A 14,467-nucleotide genomic window follows, 5' to 3' on the forward strand; every position below is an offset into this window, starting at 1 on the left:
AGGAGGCAACAAGTGAACAAAAGCAGGATGACGAACGCAGAGCGTCGCATGTATTTCCGGCATAAAAGAAAATTGTACCGGATAGAACAGCGGGCAGCAAAGCGGAAAAACAAAGTCTCCGGTCAGTTCATGAATCGTGTTGTTATCTGTATGATTCTTGCAGCATTTATCTACACAGTTGTGGCGATTATAGTGTTTGTGAGAGTGGGTGCTGAACCATCAACATTGACAGAGAATGTATTTCGATTCCTGTCAGTGGAGGGCGGTGCGATGGCACTCATTAAGTCAGTAAAGACGGTTACAAAGAAAGATACAGGAAAACAGCACGAGAACGAACCGGATGACATCAATGCAGACAATAATGAGGAGGTGCAGGGATGAAATTCATCGTTGAAAATTGGTTTGTTATCGTGGCAATAGCAGCAGTGGGAGGCTCTATCGGGTACGCAATTTATTCTTTTGTGAAAATGCCATCTGATAAGCAGTTGAACAAGGTCAGAGAGTGGCTCTTGTATGCGGTGACAAAAGCAGAAAAGGAACTAGGAGCAGGAACAGGAAAACTCAAACTCCGGTATGTGTACGACATGTTTGTGGCAAGGTTTGAGTGGCTTGCAAAGGTCATCACATTCGACATATTCAGCATGATGGTGGACGAGGCTCTTGAGCAAATGAGAACGATGCTTGACAGTAATGAGGCGGTGCAGAAACTCATTGCGAACGAGGCAGGTGAGGGCAGTGAGTGAAATTGAGATTTTCATGTCACAGCACTGGAGCACGATGGTGACGGTGTACATCATCGGGGCAGCAGTTACATTCGTTTTGACGTTTGTTATTTTTTGGATGCTTGAAAGGCAGTCCGAAAAAGAGGAGCGGGAAAAAGAGTTGTTTCCGGAATACTACGAGGAACAGGAAACGAAACAGGACAGAATCATGGTCAAACTGACATTTTTCATTTTGTCGGTATTGGTGGCGGTGATATGGATAGGAGTTCCGTTCATACTGGCTTTTATATTCATTATGTCAGTGATAGATGATTCCGGAGATAAGAAACAAAAGGAGGAAAAGAAATGATTTCAAATTGCGGACACGACGAGAGAGGAAAATATTCCGGAGGAAAAGCCGGAGATCAGACGGGAACAGAGTGGCAGGTTATAAACTGGTATAACAGACCGTGGAAATGCGTTCTCCGTCATCCGGATGCAGCAACGAGAAAACTCATTGCACAGATGGCAAAGGCAGCAGCAGTCAACAATATGGTCGGATATTGTCAGTCGCACAGGGGAACATTTTGGACGAACCTTGCGGATTCAAATTTCGACCCTGCTCAAATCACAGTTCCGTGCGAGGCTGACTGTTCGTCCGGTGTTGCTGCAATCGTAAAAGGTGCAGGATATAGACTGAAAAATGAGAAACTGAAAAATGTGAGCACTGCATGTTATACCGGAAACCTGCGGGCAGCACTCAAGGCAGCAGGATTCGAGGTGCTGACAGATAAAAAATATCTGACATCAGATGCGTATTTGCTTGAGGGTGACATTCTGTTGAACGATGGTGCTCATGTGGCGACGAACCTCACCAATGGAGCAAAGGCATCCGGAGGAGGTACATCGCAGACAGTTCAAATCAATAGCAACGTGAAACTGGAGACCGCAAAAGGGTTCAACAAGAGCCTTGCAGGAACGTACAAGGTAACGGGAGCAGGAGCGTTGAATCTACGGTCGGGAGCAGGAACAGGAAAAGACAAGAAAGTCTTGACGACAATGCAGAGCGGAGAGACGTGTCAGTGTTATGGATATTACACGGATGTGTCCGGAGTGAAGTGGTTGTATGTAGCATATAAAAACGTGGTGGGATTTGCGTCGAGCAAATATCTCAAAAAGTAGCAGAGGAGGGCGAAAACATGTTATACTATTTAGGCAAAGGAACGGAGTTCAAAAAAGAGGACTGCAAGGAATACAAGACAATCGAGGGAGCGTTGAAAGCAGCAGCAAAAAACGAGGAACTGGTTGTGTGGGATGAAAACGGAAACGTCATCGGCTCACTCACGGACAATGTTCCGGAGGGAGCACTGGAGACAAATCCCGACGGTAGCGTGAACACCTACAATGCAGACGGGAACAAGGTCGGCACGATGACCGCAGAGGAACTCAAAGCAGCAACAACCCTCACCGATGAAAAGGATGCAGAGGGGCAGCAGGGCAACGCAGGAGCGTCCACAGACGACGAAAACGGAGGCACTGGAGGAAATACACCAGTAGAACCGGAAAACGGGCAGAATGGGGCAAATAGCGAGCAGGAGAACGGACAGCAGACATCCGGTGATGGAGACGATGCAGCAGGGCAGGAGACATCCGGAGACGATGCAAGAAAAACAGAGGAACAGGTGTCCGATTCTGACACAATCTATCCGGAAAAGACCACAAGAGCGATCGTTGATTGTGATGGTGCTCTGAATCTCCGTCGTTCTGCATCATGGGGCAATGAAAGTATCTGCGGACGTGCAGTGAGAGGACAGTCGTATTATATCAAGGCAATTCACACAGTAGAGGGAAAGAAAATGCTTGAGACTATCGACGGAATTTTCCTGTCCGGTCAGCCGGAGCATGTTCGCATCATTGAGGTGTAAGTTCCGGACGGGTGTGTTATAATAAAACAACGGGAGAACTCTCCGAGTGGTTTGAGTAACACACGGGTAACTGACAAAATCCTTGAAAAGCCTTATTTTTCAAGGGTCGGAATTATGCAAGAGATAGGCAATTGCATATATTTATTGCATGGAAACCCACAGACATCAAGTTTGTGGGTTTTTTTGAAGTGATTGCTGTGGTACTTATATTGTCAAAGATATGTTGTTAAGAATATATGTTAAAGATTTCGTCCACTGAAAGATATTGATGTTTTACAGATTCCTGTACGGTAATGAATGATACTCTTGCATGGGATATTTGTGGGAACCGGGATAATACAATGTGCTTGGATATTGACCCAGACACATTATACGAATTACCGTTTGTGAAAGAAAAGATAGCTTAATATATGGATAGAAGATAGTATGCCTGTATATAAAAGAATTATCAGAACCCTTGGAAACACAATGTTTTCGAGTGCTTTTGCGTCCCGGAAAGTTATCAGAATATGTGGGGAACTATCAAACACGCCCCCCACCAGCCACACTTGATACAGTACAAATAATCGTATATAATCTATATATAAATCTTATCGAAACATGGGGAGGGCTGGAAATGGATGACAATGGGATTGTCCTCCTTGTAGAGGACGACAAAGAGATACTGCGCATCAACAGACGTATCCTGGAGAAAGAGGGATTCACGGTGCTTTGTGCTGAAAGTCTTTGTGAGGCGCGGCAAAAGCTGGCCGGGCAGTCCCCTGATGTGTTGGTGCTGGACATTATGCTGCCTGATGGCAGTGGCCTTGATTTCTGCCGGGAGGTACAGGATTTTACAGTCTCTCCGGTGTTGTTCCTTACCGCTTTAGATGAAAATCATGAGATCGTAGAGGGGCTGGCGGCAGGTGGCAGCGATTATATTACAAAACCTTATGACATGGAGCAATTTGTGGCCCGTGTCAAGTCTCATCTCCGGCTCGCGCGCATGAACCAGAGGGCGGCAGAGCAGGCGAAAACTCTCGTACGGGGGCCGCTTACGCTGGAGATGGTGTCAGGAAGAGCTTATTTGAACGGGACTGACCTGCTATTTAATGCCAAGGAATTTGCGCTGCTGCGGTTTCTGATACAAAATGAGGGTACTACATTTTCTAAAGAAGCTTTATATGAAGCTGTCTGGAATTTGCCTGTTATCCATGATGCCCGCGTCATAAAAAGCCATTTATCCCGTGTGCGTGTAAGACTTCAGGGCAGCGGCTACACAATCGAAACAGTGTGCGGGGTGGGATATCGGTTCGGACCTGTGAAGTAAAAAAGAACAGTGCCAAAAGTGTGAAGGTATAAACTTTTCAACCTTCACACTTTTTTGTGTCTTTTGTGGTAGAATAAGGAAAATAAATGGAGTAATTGAACAGAAAGCTATTTCGGGCCTTCTGTTTTATTTTTTTATAACTTATTTTATTAAATTTATTAAAAAAGAATAAAAATTACGAAAGGGTCTTGACAATGATAAAAAATCGCATATACTTTGACAGACAGACAGACAGACAGACAGACAGACAGACAGACAGACAGACAGACAGACAGGTAGATAATAAGGGTCTGTTTTTTTCTGATGTTGTTATTATATTGGCATTAAACGCGCCGTTCACCGGGACTTTGTCCTGGTGAGCGGCGCGTTTTTGCATTATACAAGCCGGGTGTATGTTTTTATGTCCGGTTCTGCCAGATGAGGCAGATAATTATTAAGAAATGGAAGGAGAAAGAACATGAAAAAGAGGATTTTAGCGTTTATGGTGTGCGTATGTCTGATGGCTGCAGTGTTTTTGGTGCCGTCTGTAACAGCACTTGCAGATGGAGGGGGGAGTTGGTCAGACGAATCCAACAGGGATACTGCGTGGACAGATGGAGCGATATCCACGCCGCAACAGCTTGCGCAGTTTGCTTATTTGGTGAACTCGGGAAGTTATAATGGGAATGGAGAAGTCTGGCTTGTATCAGATATTGACCTTGCGGGAAATGAATGGGTACCGATTGGTTACCGGGATAATGATAATTTTTACTCTGGTTTGTTTAACGGCAATGGATTTACTGTAGCGAATATGAGTATTACAAATTTTACAAAAGACTACAACGAAGTAGGAGCCTATGGCCTGTTTGGAATTGTTGGGGGGACTGTTCAGTATGTCAATGTAACAGGTGATATTATCTGCAGGGAATTTTCACAATACTATTATAGCGGTGGTATCGCAGGATATTCATATTATGGTAAAATCATCGGATGTACAAGTGCTGTGAATATGTCTTTTGATGCTGACCCGACAGTTAACGCTTCGTCTCTGGGAGGGATTGTTGGGGCAAATTATGGAGAAGTGACCGGGTGTACTAATCATGGTAATATTTATCTACGTGACGGAAACGCATCACCAGTTGGTGGTATTACTGGAGTTAATGCAGGTATTATTGACCGCTGTCAGAACAATAGCAGCCTGCAGGGGGTAACTACTTATCTGGGCGGGATTGCTGGTCAAAGCTATTTTCAAGCAGGCTATTATAATAATCCCCAGATAACTAATTGTGTCAATACGGGCAGTATCATAGGTACCAATAGTTCTGAGTGGAATTATTGTGGAGGAGTCTGTGGCTACGCTAGCAGGACTGAAATGAGGAATTGCTATAATATAGGTGAACCGGTCGATATGAAAGCCACCTATGGAAATCTGGCAGGGCAGCTAAGTGACAATCTTGTATTAGATAATTGCTATTATATGGAAAACGGGAGTTTTGGTCTTGGCCGTTACGGAAATACGTTCATGAAAGACGATCCATCATTGGATCAGGGCGAAAAACGGACCGCTGCTGAAATGCAGTCGGAGGATTTTCTTGCAGCATTGAATGCTTCAGAGAATGCTTTTATCAGGGGGACAGACTATCCGGTGCCCGCCCCGCTGCCGTTAACTGTTACGATTCATACTGAACCAGCAGGGGCTGATTTAACTGTCATGCAGGGGGATACAGAAATTGCTCCTCAGTCAGATGGAACATATCTTCTTATTCCGGGGGATTACAGTGCAGCAGTAAATGCCGAAAATTATGCATCTAAAACAGAGGCATTTACTGTGACCTTTAATCAGGATACGCATAAAGTTAATATAGTACTTGATATCTTACCGGCTGATTATCAGGCAGTAGATGAAGCAATTGCCAAAGCAAATGCATTGAAAAAAGAAGAGTATAAAGATTTTATGGCGGTAGAATCGGCAGTGAATGCAGTTGACCGGAGCAAGAATATTACCCAGCAGGCGGAAGTAAATGCAATGGCAAAAGCAATTGAAGATGCGATTAGTGGGTTGAAGTATAAAGATGCGGATTATACGAAAGTAGACGAAGCAATTGCCAAAGCAGAGAAACTGGACAAATCCAAATACAAGGATTTTACGGCGGTAGAGTCGGCTATAAAAGCGGTTGTGAGAGGAAAAAATATCACAGAACAGTCAGAAGTGGATGCTATGGCGAAAGCAATAGAGGATGCAATTAATGGACTGGAAAAGAAGCCTGTTACTCAAACAACTAACAAGACTACTTCCAAACCTGCAGCTAGTACAGGAAAAGGAACTCCACGAACAGGGGATTACAGTAATATGCATGTCTGGGTTGTTCTTCTACTGATTTCAGGAGTGGGAGCCATTGCCGTGATAAGTTATGTCAGAAAGAAGAAAAGAGTATAGAAAAGCAATTTGCTAAAATATGGAAGTGTGCCGCAAAATCATCATTTATAGATGATTGAGCGGCATCTTTTTAAGCTATGCACCTATATTCCAAAAGAAGCCCGGTCTGTTTCAGATATTCCTCAAGCGCATCCAGCTCATCTCTGTCCCCGCAGTTTATCTGGAGCAAAAAGGTATCCCCCAATGCACATTCAAACAAGGAAATTAAATCTCCGGGTTCCATGTAACACTTTCCGGCCCTGATCATGCCGCGAAAAGAAAAGTGCTCCAGCATATAGATATAATCGGAAAAATTTTGTACTGTATCCAGATGAATCTCATAAGTTGTCATAACCGGCACCTCCTGAAGTTTTATTGATTCTAACAATATTATATGGTAAAATGAGGAATCAAAACAGAATGGTTTCACAGAAAAAAGTGTGATTTTCTCAGGTGATATTAACTTGCTGATTACTTCGGAAGGTACGAGTTGGTGTATATGAAGCAGAACAAAATAACAGAGTCACTCACGGTTGTAAAAGAAATTCAGAAAAATCCGGGGGAGCAGTCTCAAGTGATACTTCCCCGGGAAATGCTGAAACATAATTATAATGAGTTAGAGCAGCATTATTTTATCCATGATCTGCAGAATCTAACGTCGGGGTTTCCTGAAAATGAAAATATTTATATATTAGGCCATGAAGTGACAGAAGATTTCCCGAGGCATAATCATGACTTTTTTGAAATGAGTTATGTGTGCCAGGGGGAGATTCTCAATGTGATCGATGATGTGGAACTCTATATGAGCCCCGGCGATATGATCCTGCTTAACCAGTATGCACTGCAGGAAATACGCTGCATCAACCCCAAGGCGCTTTTGATTAATATCTGCATAAAAGAAGAGCTTTTTTCCAGAACACTGAAAGAGTTTGTTATGGATAATAACCCAATATCGGAATTTCTGCGCCATGATAATCGGGGAAAGCAGAAATACATGTTTTTCTCAACCGGATACAGCAGAGAGATTCCTGTATTTATGAATAATATGGTAGAGGAATATACACAGGCTGGCTTTCACCAGACATTTTCTCTGGAGGCGTGGCTGCTTCTGTTGTTTGACAGCCTTGTAAAAAGCGGGCGGTACAGTTACTCGGGAATTGATAAAAATGCGCTGAAAATCATTCAGTATATTCAGGAACACTGCATCCATGAAAGCATGGAAAGGATGGCATCGGAGCTTGGATATAATGCAAATTATCTGACCGGGTACATTAAAAAGCATACGGGCAGGAACTGCCGGGAGATTATGAAGGAGGCCAGACTTAAGGAGGCCCTGCGGCTGCTGGCAGATACAGCCCTTTCGGTTTATGAGGTCTCGGAGGCATGCGGGTATGCGAGTCCCAGTCATTTCTTCAGGATATTCAAAGAGACCTATCAGATGTCCCCGAAAGAGTACCAAAGGCAGATTCATAAGAACACTATGCAGTAAAATAAGAAACAGGAGATACGGTGCAATGAAAAATAAAGTAGTCATAGCAGGTGCGGCGATTGTCGACATACTCGTGTCACCGGCAGAGCTGGATGTCTTTCAGACGGGTTCTTATCCGGCCGAGACGATTCATATGTCAGTAGGCGGGGATGCCTTGAATGAGGCGACCATTCTTTCAAAACTTGGAGTAGACGTAAGATTGGAAACTGTAATCGGCGGTGATATGGCTGGGGAGATGCTCTGGAATCACTGCAGACAGACGGGAATTGAAATCAATACACGCTGTAAGCGTAAAGAGATGGACACAGGGATTAACGTAGTGCTCGTAAAAGAAGACGGAGAACGCGTATTTCTGACGAATCCCCACGGCAGCCTGAGGAAACTTTCACCGGGCGATATTATGCTGCCTTTCCCGGAAGATGCCGGGATCTTATGTTTTGCAAGTATTTTTGTGTTTCCGATGATAAATGATGCAGAGATGGCATCCATCTTCAGGCAGGCAAAATCTCAGGGAATGACAGTATGCGCGGATATGACGAAATGTAAAAATGGGGAGACGGCCGCGGATATCGCGGAATCTCTTAAGTTAATTGATTATCTGATGCCAAACAAAGAAGAAGCAATGCTGGTGACGCAAAGCAGCTCGGTGGAAGAGGCGGCAAAATGCCTTCTCGATGCAGGGGTTCAGAATGTTGTAATCAAATGTGGTGCGGATGGCTGCTTTGTGAAAAACAAAGAGTGTGAAATGTGGATAACTGCTGAAAAAGATGTGGTTTGTGTGGATACGACAGGTGCGGGAGACAGCTTTGCAGCCGGATTTATTTATGGCCTGCACCAAGGTTTTTCATTGGAGGCATGTGCAAAGTATGCCAATCAATGCGGTGCAAAATCGGTAGCCCGGATAGGTGCGGCAGACTGGTCGTTTCAAAATGATAACTGATGGGAGTATGTGTAAAATTATCCTGCCAATACGAAAAGTGCACAAATAATGCATACTCAGCTATATTGTAAATTGACGAAATTTAATCTTCTGGTAGAAAAATCCTTACAGGAAAAGCTGCAAAATGATAAAATATATTTATAATCAGGAGCAGGATGACGCTTTGAAAGGAAGGATGTACAGCATGAAACCGGGTGAAGTTGTTGTTTACAAGTGTAAGGGTATTTATAAAATCGAAAATGTCGGCACCCTGAATTTTTCGTTTGCGGATAGGAAGAAGAAATATTATACCCTTCAGTCATTAGATGATTCCAAAGAGAAGGCATATGTCCCTGCTGAGGACAATGTAAATGTCAGAAAGCCGCTGAAACGGGATGAGGCGTTGGAACTGATTCATAACATCGACGCCATAGATGTTCTCTGGATCCAGAATGAAAAGCTGAGGGAAAAAGAGTATAAGGAATGTATCTCAAACTACAGCCCCAAAGAGTGGATTTGTGTATTGAAGACCTTGTATAAGCGCACAGTGAGCAGGGGATCTGTCACCAGTATGGACAAAAAATACCGGCAGCTGATCGAGCATGCACTATACAGTGAATTAGCTTATGCGTTGGAGATACCGGTTAACAAGGTAGAGAAATTCATTCAGGAGGAAGCAGAACAACATATATTGTAAGGAAGACAAAGATGTTTTATGGGAAAATGGAGCCGTTCCCTGCGCATGAAAGTTTTTTCATATGCACAGGAGCCCGGCTCCATTTTTTTGTTGTAAAATAATAGATAACTTGTGTAAATGGAATTGACAAAAGTATTATTTGTATTATAATGAATAATACAAAAAGTAATAAACGTATATAAAAGCTATCTTATAAAGCAGACTACTGCGGATATCTGGTTTTAAGGAGGTGGATGTTTTGATTATAGAACTGAATATGGCTGGGGAGGTTCCTATTTATGTTCAGCTAAGGAATCAGATTGTTATGGGAATCGGAAAGGGTGAGCTTAAGGTCGGTGAAAAGCTCCCTACCGTGCGCCAGATGGCACTTGACGCGGGGGTAAATACTATGACAGTGAACAAAGCCTACCAGGTTTTGAAAGCAGAGGGATTTATTGAGATAGACCGGCGGCACGGCGCTACTGTCCGGCCGGCAGAGGATGTAAGCGGGGCATTCAGAGAAAAGCTGGAAGAAGAATTGGAACTGCTGAGTGCCGAGGCAAGGCTGAAAGGCGTGGAACAGTCGGAGTTTCTGGCCCTTTGCGAGAAGATATTCTCCGGCATGAGTCCTGAATGGGAGGCTGTATAAAAGACAGGGGAGCATTATAAGAAAAGCAGTATCATAAGACAGAATCAGCGGAGGTATGGCAGATGATATTTTCACTCATGTTTGCATTTATTGATCTATTTATCATAATTATTTTTATGGCTGTCTACGGTCGGAAGAAAAAGTATAGTGAGGGGATGCTTCTGGGAGTGCACATTCCGGCTTATGCGATGCAGGACCCGGAAGTGGAGGCGTTTCTGGAGGATCACAATAAGCGGTCAAAATGGTTTTATGCTGCGAACGTGATCATTTCCACTGCAATATGTTTTTTGAATCTTTTCTATTTTTCTGCCTTTATTACGTTGTGGTGCCTGTGGCTGCTGTTTTTTTGCTGTGGAGCCTTTTTTCTCTTATTCAGGGATCACAGAAGAATGTATGATTTAAAAGTGAAGCGGGGGTGGCAGGGGGCATCCGGCAGTAAAATCGTTGTGGTTGATACGAATGTCAGTGCGTCCGGCGCTAAACTTCCATTCTCTGTCCTGTGGCATCTCCCTGTACTGGCAGCCGGGACAGCGCTTACTTTTGTCCCGGGGATCAGCAGGCTTATGAAGTATTCTGCAAGCTGGATATTTATCCTTATTTTTGGATCGATGTTCCTTCTGTTTTTCTGTATGCATTTGGTGACAAACAGGGTGCGCAATAAGGTTTACAGCAATGACTCAAAGATAAATCTTCAGGTCAACCAGTTGGAAAAACGTGTTTTCTCAATGGTCTGGCTTTCGGGGAATTATGCGAACCTGGCAGCCTATGCCGTGTTTGTTTATTTTACGGTAAAACAGGAATGGATGGGCAGCTGGGCGCTCATATGCTATATTTCTATCCATACCGCGGTTGGACTGGCAGTGCTAGCAGGCATGTATTACCTAAGTTTTAAAAAGAAAGAAATTCTGGACACAGATGATAAACCATTGTTTTTAGATGACGATATTTACTGGAAAAACGGATGGTACAGCAATCCGAACGATAAGAGGCTGTGGGTGCAGGACCGGTTCTGCAGCGCCAACTATACTACGAATATGGCCCGCCCGGCAGGCAAAATATTGACAATTGGTATGGTGGCAGTTGTTGGCGTCATGCTGGTATGGATGTGCGCCATGTTTTTAAAAATAGACCTGACTCCCCGGTATTTAAAAGTCGAGGGAGAGAAAGTAACGGTATCTGCACCATTTTATTCGATTGATTTCAATGTAGACGAGATTAAGGATATAGAACTGGTGGACCAACTGCCGGAAGGCAGTTTCACAAGGACAAACGGGATGTCGGATAATAAGCAGATGCTTGGAAAATTTGAGGGGAAAGAAGCAGGCGAACTGAGGATGTATATCTTCAGAGATTATTCTCCTATTTTGAAAATTGAACTGCCGGATTATACGGTGTATATTAACAGCCAGAAAGAAGGAGAAGCAGAGCAGTGGTACAGAGAACTGCTGCTGTTGAGACAATCTGGTGCACTTCATGGCGCGGAATCGGAATCAATGAAGGGGCAGTCGCGGTAGTTTAATAAAATGTTTGCAATGTGAAAGTACACATGCTAAAATTGTATTATATACGATACAATTTGAGGTGAAATTATGAATGTAAATAGTCCTATACCTCTATACCATCAGTTTGCAGAGGAGATTCGGAGTCAGATCATAAAGGGAGAATTGAAGCCCGGAGAAAAGCTTCGAGCGGAAGGCTGGTATGTCGGGCATTATAATGTCAGCCGCGTGACTGTAAGGAAAGGGCTGGAGGAACTCGTACAAAGCGGATATGTAGTGCACGAAACGAATAAACGGTATTACGTGAATGAAGGCAGTTTTGAAAATTGGAGCCATAAAGAAAGTGTTTATGAGATTTTAACCTCAAGAGGGATAAAAGTAACTTCTAAGATTCTGAAGATGGAACTTCAGAAGGCCGATGATAAAGTAAAGGCCGGACTGGATTGCAGCCAGAATGCTCCGGTAGTTATGATATACCGCCTGAGGCTTGCGGATGGAGAACCATTCGCACTGCAGAAGATATGGCTGTTGGAGTCAATGTTTCCTGAATTTAATCCGTGGGAACTTGTACAGGGTTCTCTGAGAAAGACAATGGAACAGAAGTATTGTTATCAAATATTAAATACCAGAGAAGCGATCAACGCCTGCATGCCTGATGATGAGATGATGCTGTACCTTCAGATGGATGAGCCGCAGCCTTTAGTGCATATTCTGACTAAGGCACTGACAGAAAATAATCTGGTGGCAGAGTATTCAGAAACTTTTTTTTTAACAGAAAAATTTGATTATATTATAGAGCATTAAGCTTTGATGAATGAAAAACGTTCCTTTATGGAACGTTTTTTTGCGTAAAATTGTAGCATATAAAATACAATTATTTATAGCATATCTTGACAAATGTATTATAAATGATACAATAAAGAAAATGAAGTCGAAAAATGTAATAAGAAAGGAAGGGAAATGTAATGGAATACAGACAATTAGGAAAAACTGATTTGAGGGTATCACCAGTTGCATTAGGTACCTGGGCTATTGGCGGCAAGAACTGGGGAGAGGTAAATGACGGGGACTCTATAAGGGCAATACATAAAATGATTGATAATGGTGTCAACTTTATAGATTGCGCGCCAACCTATGGGATGGGGCATGCAGAGGAAGTACTCGGCAAAGCACTAAAAGGAAAAAGAGAGGAAATTATCCTTCTCACAAAATGTGGAATCAGATGGCCCGATGAGGCACATAAGGATTTCAGCAAAGGCGCAATTCGTGACAGCAGTAAGAAAAGTCTGATGAAACAGGTTGATGATTCTTTAAGACGTCTTCAGACAGACTTCATAGATGTCTATTTGATTCATTGGCCGGATGTAAACACACCTTTGGAAGAAACAGCAGAAGCGCTGAAGGAGATGAAGGCAGCAGGAAAAATAAGATATACCGGAATCTCTAATTTTACAGAGCCGATGCTGAGCCAGTTGTATTCACTGGGGGTTCTTGATGTTGTGCAGTTCCCGTATTCGATGGTGAATAAAACAAGGGAAGCAGATTTAAAGAAATATTATGATTTGGGCGTTGGAACTATGAGCTACGGTTCACTTGGAGCAGGAATCCTGACAGGGGCGGTCAGAAAACTGCCAAACTTTGAACCAGGGGATGCGAGACTAGGATTTTATGACTTCTTTGAAGAACCAAAGTTTTCAAAAGTTATGGAATTATTAAAGGTTATGGATGCCATATCTGATAATAGGCACCACGTGCCGCTTGCACAGATCGCATTGAATTGGAATATTCAGAAAGGAATAGTGACTTCCTCTATCATGGGAGTACGCAATGAAGCAGAGGCAGATGAAAACTGTGCTGCATTAAACTGGAAATTGAATGAGGAAGAAATGAAAGAATTGGATGATTCAATCGATAGAATAATGGCTGATTAAATGGAAGGGTAGAAACTATGAAAAAGATTTATACAGTTTGCGGTGAGATTTCCACAAAAGAACTAGGATGTACCCTCTTGCATGAGCATCTTGTTGCAACTGATTGGAATGTCAGGATGGGGATCCCCGGCTGGCTTGATTTTGAAGCGGTTTGTAGGGAAGTCGGTGAAAAGCTCAGGGTGATCAGCCAACAATATGGAATCCATACGATTGGGGATTTAAGTACATGGGGGCTTGGACGGGATGTAAACATCATGAGGCGTATTTCTGAGATTTCGGGAGTTCATGTTTTTTGTGCTACGGGATTTTATGCAGATGATAAACCGTTTTTCAGAGGGGCAAGCGATGAAACTATGCTTGAATATCTAATGGGAGAAATTCATGATGGAATACAGGGAACCGGAATTCGTCCGGCAGTAATTAAGTGTGCGACGACAGAAAAAGGGGTTACACCCCATAATGAACGACAGCTTTGGGCTTGTGCAAAAGCACAGATGGCAAGCGGACTGCCTCTTTTTACCCATACTTATCCCCACAACGAAAGTGGTTTGAAGCAGCAGGATGTTTTTGAAAAGGCTGGCGTTGACTTAAGACATGTTGTGATTGGGCATTGCGGTGATTCAAACGAGATAGAATATTTAGAGAAAATCCTGAAGCGGGGAAGTTATATCGGACTGGACAGATTTGGCCAGGATAAACACAATACATTTGAAAATAGAATGGCCGTATTGATTGAATTACTGAAACGGGGATATATCCGGCAGATTATCATTTCACATGACCACATTTGTTATGAAAATAATGATAAATACGACAGAAAAGCGAGAGTAGAAATGGAAGATGAAACGATTGACCTGAGATATATTCACCGGTTTGTGATTCCCAGATTGAAAGAGGCAGGTTTTTCGGATCGTGATGTAGAGCAGTTGTTGGTAGAAAACCCAAAAGATATTTTTGAAAAATAGGCAATGAAA

General features: G+C 43.1%; 17 protein-coding genes and 1 pseudogene. 17 read left to right on the forward strand and 1 reads right to left on the reverse strand.

What is annotated here, in order from left to right:
* Positions 1 to 12 precede the first annotated feature (12 nt).
* The 9 genes and pseudogenes from ABIN22_RS06560 to ABIN22_RS06600 all read left to right on the forward strand — a co-directional run bounded on the left by ABIN22_RS06560 (position 13) and on the right by ABIN22_RS06600 (position 6,351).
* Positions 13 to 381 carry a hypothetical protein gene (locus ABIN22_RS06560; protein ID WP_003506207.1) on the forward strand — a complete coding sequence of 123 codons (369 nt, stop codon included), beginning with the start codon at positions 13 to 15 and terminating at the stop codon, positions 379 to 381.
* Positions 378 to 743, forward strand: a complete 366-nt coding sequence (locus ABIN22_RS06565; protein ID WP_346907435.1) for a hypothetical protein — start codon at positions 378 to 380, stop codon at positions 741 to 743. The genes ABIN22_RS06560 and ABIN22_RS06565 overlap by 4 nt, the downstream gene beginning before the upstream one ends.
* Positions 736 to 1,071: a hypothetical protein gene (locus ABIN22_RS06570; RefSeq protein WP_055062292.1), complete on the forward strand. Its 336-nt coding sequence runs from the start codon at positions 736 to 738 to the stop codon at positions 1,069 to 1,071. The genes ABIN22_RS06565 and ABIN22_RS06570 overlap by 8 nt, the downstream gene beginning before the upstream one ends.
* Positions 1,068 to 1,883, forward strand: a complete 816-nt coding sequence (locus tag ABIN22_RS06575) for an endolysin-like domain-containing protein (RefSeq protein ID WP_346907437.1) — start codon at positions 1,068 to 1,070, stop codon at positions 1,881 to 1,883. Before ABIN22_RS06570 ends, ABIN22_RS06575 begins: the two co-directional genes overlap by 4 nt.
* A 17-nt stretch (positions 1,884 to 1,900) precedes the next feature.
* On the forward strand, positions 1,901 to 2,626 hold the full coding sequence (locus ABIN22_RS06580; protein ID WP_346907439.1) for a hypothetical protein: 726 nt from the start codon (positions 1,901 to 1,903) through the stop codon (positions 2,624 to 2,626).
* 246 nt (positions 2,627 to 2,872) lie between these two features.
* Positions 2,873 to 3,033: pseudogene (locus ABIN22_RS06585) on the forward strand (DUF2442 domain-containing protein); the annotation flags it as partial.
* Positions 3,034 to 3,242: 209 nt separating this feature from the next.
* The gene (locus ABIN22_RS06590) at positions 3,243 to 3,935 is read left to right on the forward strand and encodes a response regulator transcription factor (protein WP_346907441.1); all 693 of its coding nucleotides are present in this window, start codon (positions 3,243 to 3,245) and stop codon (positions 3,933 to 3,935) included.
* 194 nt (positions 3,936 to 4,129) lie between these two features.
* Complete coding sequence (locus tag ABIN22_RS06595; RefSeq protein WP_346907443.1) at positions 4,130 to 4,294, forward strand: hypothetical protein; 165 nt, start codon at positions 4,130 to 4,132, stop codon at positions 4,292 to 4,294.
* A 98-nt stretch (positions 4,295 to 4,392) separates the two neighbouring features.
* Complete coding sequence (locus tag ABIN22_RS06600; protein WP_346907445.1) at positions 4,393 to 6,351, forward strand: hypothetical protein; 1,959 nt, start codon at positions 4,393 to 4,395, stop codon at positions 6,349 to 6,351.
* Between the two features lie 70 nt (positions 6,352 to 6,421).
* Here the strand turns inward: ABIN22_RS06600 and ABIN22_RS06605 are convergent, their stop codons facing one another.
* The gene (locus ABIN22_RS06605) at positions 6,422 to 6,682 is read right to left on the reverse strand and encodes a hypothetical protein (protein WP_346907447.1); all 261 of its coding nucleotides are present in this window, start codon (positions 6,680 to 6,682) and stop codon (positions 6,422 to 6,424) included.
* A gap of 147 nt (positions 6,683 to 6,829) precedes the next feature.
* Here ABIN22_RS06605 and ABIN22_RS06610 point away from each other — a divergent pair, with 147 nt between their 5' ends.
* The 8 genes from ABIN22_RS06610 to ABIN22_RS06645 all read left to right on the forward strand — a co-directional run bounded on the left by ABIN22_RS06610 (position 6,830) and on the right by ABIN22_RS06645 (position 14,458).
* Positions 6,830 to 7,819 carry an AraC family transcriptional regulator gene (locus ABIN22_RS06610; protein WP_146203329.1) on the forward strand — a complete coding sequence of 330 codons (990 nt, stop codon included), beginning with the start codon at positions 6,830 to 6,832 and terminating at the stop codon, positions 7,817 to 7,819.
* A gap of 25 nt (positions 7,820 to 7,844) precedes the next feature.
* Positions 7,845 to 8,759, forward strand: a complete 915-nt coding sequence (locus ABIN22_RS06615; protein ID WP_346907450.1) for a carbohydrate kinase family protein — start codon at positions 7,845 to 7,847, stop codon at positions 8,757 to 8,759.
* A gap of 124 nt (positions 8,760 to 8,883) precedes the next feature.
* A complete protein-coding gene (locus ABIN22_RS06620; RefSeq protein ID WP_243099462.1) occupies positions 8,884 to 9,435 on the forward strand; it encodes a CarD family transcriptional regulator in 552 nt (183 codons plus the stop codon).
* Between the two features lie 238 nt (positions 9,436 to 9,673).
* On the forward strand, positions 9,674 to 10,063 hold the full coding sequence (locus ABIN22_RS06625; protein ID WP_346907452.1) for a GntR family transcriptional regulator: 390 nt from the start codon (positions 9,674 to 9,676) through the stop codon (positions 10,061 to 10,063).
* A 62-nt stretch (positions 10,064 to 10,125) separates the two neighbouring features.
* Positions 10,126 to 11,577: a PH domain-containing protein gene (locus ABIN22_RS06630; protein WP_346907454.1), complete on the forward strand. Its 1,452-nt coding sequence runs from the start codon at positions 10,126 to 10,128 to the stop codon at positions 11,575 to 11,577.
* 75 nt (positions 11,578 to 11,652) lie between these two features.
* The gene (locus tag ABIN22_RS06635; protein ID WP_346907456.1) at positions 11,653 to 12,366 is read left to right on the forward strand and encodes a GntR family transcriptional regulator; all 714 of its coding nucleotides are present in this window, start codon (positions 11,653 to 11,655) and stop codon (positions 12,364 to 12,366) included.
* Between the two features lie 161 nt (positions 12,367 to 12,527).
* Positions 12,528 to 13,493 carry an aldo/keto reductase gene (locus ABIN22_RS06640; protein ID WP_346907458.1) on the forward strand — a complete coding sequence of 322 codons (966 nt, stop codon included), beginning with the start codon at positions 12,528 to 12,530 and terminating at the stop codon, positions 13,491 to 13,493.
* A gap of 17 nt (positions 13,494 to 13,510) precedes the next feature.
* Positions 13,511 to 14,458 (forward strand): phosphotriesterase family protein, encoded by a 948-nt coding sequence (locus ABIN22_RS06645; protein WP_346907460.1) that lies wholly within the window; start codon positions 13,511 to 13,513, stop codon positions 14,456 to 14,458.
* Positions 14,459 to 14,467: the final 9 nt, after the last annotated feature.

It is taken from the genome of Faecalicatena orotica (genome assembly GCF_905197545.1).
In the GTDB taxonomy this organism is placed as follows: Bacteria; Bacillota; Clostridia; order Lachnospirales; family Lachnospiraceae; genus Faecalicatena_A; species Faecalicatena_A orotica.

What these genes read in the sequence shown, in the direction of transcription:
- ABIN22_RS06575 (WP_346907437.1), top strand. Translation starts at nt 1,068, where the DNA reads ATGATTTCAAATTGCGGACACGACGAGAGAGGAAAATATTCCGGAGGA.
- ABIN22_RS06595 (WP_346907443.1), top strand. Translation starts at nt 4,130, where the DNA reads ATGATAAAAAATCGCATATACTTTGACAGACAGACAGACAGACAGACA.
- ABIN22_RS06590 (WP_346907441.1), top strand. Translation starts at nt 3,243, where the DNA reads ATGGATGACAATGGGATTGTCCTCCTTGTAGAGGACGACAAAGAGATA.
- ABIN22_RS06620 (WP_243099462.1), top strand. Translation starts at nt 8,884, where the DNA reads ATGATAAAATATATTTATAATCAGGAGCAGGATGACGCTTTGAAAGGA.
- ABIN22_RS06600 (WP_346907445.1), top strand. Translation starts at nt 4,393, where the DNA reads ATGAAAAAGAGGATTTTAGCGTTTATGGTGTGCGTATGTCTGATGGCT.
- ABIN22_RS06565 (WP_346907435.1), top strand. Translation starts at nt 378, where the DNA reads ATGAAATTCATCGTTGAAAATTGGTTTGTTATCGTGGCAATAGCAGCA.
- ABIN22_RS06605 (WP_346907447.1), bottom strand. Translation starts at nt 6,682, where the DNA reads ATGACAACTTATGAGATTCATCTGGATACAGTACAAAATTTTTCCGAT.
- ABIN22_RS06630 (WP_346907454.1), top strand. Translation starts at nt 10,126, where the DNA reads ATGATATTTTCACTCATGTTTGCATTTATTGATCTATTTATCATAATT.
- ABIN22_RS06635 (WP_346907456.1), top strand. Translation starts at nt 11,653, where the DNA reads ATGAATGTAAATAGTCCTATACCTCTATACCATCAGTTTGCAGAGGAG.
- ABIN22_RS06645 (WP_346907460.1), top strand. Translation starts at nt 13,511, where the DNA reads ATGAAAAAGATTTATACAGTTTGCGGTGAGATTTCCACAAAAGAACTA.
- ABIN22_RS06640 (WP_346907458.1), top strand. Translation starts at nt 12,528, where the DNA reads ATGGAATACAGACAATTAGGAAAAACTGATTTGAGGGTATCACCAGTT.
- ABIN22_RS06615 (WP_346907450.1), top strand. Translation starts at nt 7,845, where the DNA reads ATGAAAAATAAAGTAGTCATAGCAGGTGCGGCGATTGTCGACATACTC.
- ABIN22_RS06580 (WP_346907439.1), top strand. Translation starts at nt 1,901, where the DNA reads ATGTTATACTATTTAGGCAAAGGAACGGAGTTCAAAAAAGAGGACTGC.
- ABIN22_RS06610 (WP_146203329.1), top strand. Translation starts at nt 6,830, where the DNA reads ATGAAGCAGAACAAAATAACAGAGTCACTCACGGTTGTAAAAGAAATT.